The organism is Bdellovibrionales bacterium, from assembly GCA_019750295.1.
Classification (GTDB): Bacteria; Bdellovibrionota; Bdellovibrionia; order Bdellovibrionales; family JAGQZY01; genus JAIEOS01.
The window spans coordinates 1-2,015 of record JAIEOS010000152.1 but is presented as its reverse complement, the minus strand read 5'-3'; the positions used below and the strand labels follow the sequence as shown (position 1 = coordinate 2,015).

Here is a 2,015-nt window from a genome sequence, read left to right as displayed (position 1 = left end):
GCCTTACCCGGTGGATTTTTAGAATCCCATGAGCGATTAAACGAGTCGGCGATTCGTGAGCTGTACGAGGAAACTCAGATTGATATTTCAAAAGAAGATATCGAAAAAAGTTTAGTGAAAGTGGAGACCTTCGATCATCCATTAAGGTCTGTTCGAGGTCGCACCATCACGCACGTGCACTGCTATCAGCTCAAAGGGGATCGATTATTGACCGTCAAAGCGAATGACGATGCAGCGGAATGCAGATGGGTTCCGGTTTTAGATTTATCCAAGATGGAAGATCATTTCTTTGAAGATCATTTTCATATAGTAAGCCGTATGTTGGGTTCCTTCTAAAGAAGAGCCCAAACAATGACGATCGCACCCAAGGCAAAGCTTCCGAGCATGATGTTGCGATAATTCTGAACGGTGAATGCGAGCCACAATCCCGATAGGGTCACTAAGATTAGCGCGACACCAAAGGCGATCTCTAGAGTTCGAATGAACCATGGTCCGTGTCCCTTATGGATTTCCATCAATCGCCGGGAGAGTCCCGGATTGACCTTCGTGAATAGAATCGAATCTCCATCCACGGTGGCGGTGTAATACACTCTCGACGTTGGCCGAAATGTAAAATCTTTCCCATTGTCCTTAACGTATTCGAAGGAGTAGTCGATATTTTGCTTTTTAAATTCTTCGCGGAAAAAGATTTCCTTGGCGAGAGGATCTGAGGGAACCACTCCCGTGATCTTGAAGGCCTCGGATTTTGTTTGATCTTCCGAAAGCTTAAGCAAATGCCAGGTTCCCGAAAATGGCATCAGCAATAGGTACGGGAGAAAGAATGCGGCCAGTGCCATGTGCACGTAAATAAAATATCTGCGAGTAATCATCCCACCGTTTTTGACGAAAAGAGCGCGAATCGCAAGGGAAAAGAGTTACTGAAAGTAAAATGACAAAAAAAGAGCCAAACGGTGAGGTTTGGCTCTTTTAATTATAAATAAAATCTAAGTGCTTATTTATTTTTTTCTTCACCGGAATGTTCGATTTTATTGCCGGCGCGATAAACGGCTCGACCGAGCTTCTCAGCTCCAGCCTCTGATAAATTTTCGCCAGCGCGTTCGATCACATCGCCCACTTTGTGACGAAGTGTTTCGGACTGTTCTTCTTTCGGTGTAAACTGTGTTTCTTGATTTTTCATTTCCATAAACTTCTCCTTGTTGAGATGGGTTAGTTCAGTGGGTTGCACCACTTGTTCATCTACTTAACTCCATATACAAAACGCGTTCCTAGTCTGAGATGAAAAATACGCGCTAATGATACTTTGTACAGGCCGTTAGTGTGGAATACTGTCTTTAAATTAGGGTCAATATTCCCCGAGGCGCGATTAAGGAAAACGAGTCTAAAATATTGTGGAGTGGAAATTAGCTTTGCGATTTTGATCTGCGAGGATCTTGTTGCTCAAGAATGGCGATAAATTCATTTTTAATTTTAACAAAAGTTGCGAAGTTAAAATCGGATTTTTTTTGAGCGAGGTCGGGATGGTTTTGTTTGAGAAATTTCCGAAATGCCCCCATGGCCCGAGAACGGGTAATTTCAGTAGGAAAATCCTGACCGACCATGCGCTCAAAAAGAAACCACTTCATCTTTCCATCTTCGCTCAAATCCGATTTTAGAATGACGGGCTCTGATGTTTTCACGGATGGCACAGCGGCGACAGGGGTAGCGACTTCCGTCTTCTTTTTTTGCAGAGGATAGGCTTTGAGTGAGGCGTTAAGTCGAGGGGGGTTGATGAGCGGTGCGGTAAAAAATGGAAGGAGGATCTCTTCGGAAAGCGTCTCTTGATGATTTTCCGACGATCGAGCCTCGGGTTCGAGAATGTTCTCCATTTTTTCTCTGAGGATATCTTGAAACGACTCAACCTTCATATCTCACTCTTCGGTTCCAGCTCCTTTAGAGATGAGAAGAGACGCGACAAGCTGGACCAAAGTTGATGTTCTTTTTTGCCGTAAACGTCGATAAGGACTCATGCGCAAAGT

Annotated in this window: 4 protein-coding genes; 1 reads left to right on the top strand and 3 read right to left on the bottom strand. The window is 44.1% G+C overall.

Annotated features, from left to right (window positions below; all coding sequences use genetic code 11):
* A partial coding sequence (locus K2Q26_16185) for an NUDIX domain-containing protein (GenBank protein ID MBY0317059.1) occupies positions 1–336 on the top strand: 336 nt, incomplete at its 5' end.
* Here the strand turns inward: K2Q26_16185 and K2Q26_16180 are convergent.
* The 3 genes from K2Q26_16180 to K2Q26_16170 form a co-directional block, all read right to left on the bottom strand.
* A complete protein-coding gene (locus K2Q26_16180) occupies positions 333–869 on the bottom strand; it encodes a hypothetical protein (protein ID MBY0317058.1) in 537 nt (178 codons plus the stop codon). The two genes, K2Q26_16185 and K2Q26_16180, sit on opposite strands and share 4 nt — an antisense overlap.
* A 122-nt stretch (positions 870–991) precedes the next feature.
* Complete coding sequence (locus tag K2Q26_16175) at positions 992–1,177, bottom strand: hypothetical protein (GenBank protein MBY0317057.1); 186 nt, start codon at positions 1,175–1,177, stop codon at positions 992–994.
* 223 nt (positions 1,178–1,400) lie between these two features.
* Entirely contained in the window at positions 1,401–1,904 is a 504-nt protein-coding gene (locus K2Q26_16170) for a hypothetical protein (GenBank protein ID MBY0317056.1), read from the bottom strand.
* Between the last annotated feature and the right edge of the window lie 111 nt (positions 1,905–2,015).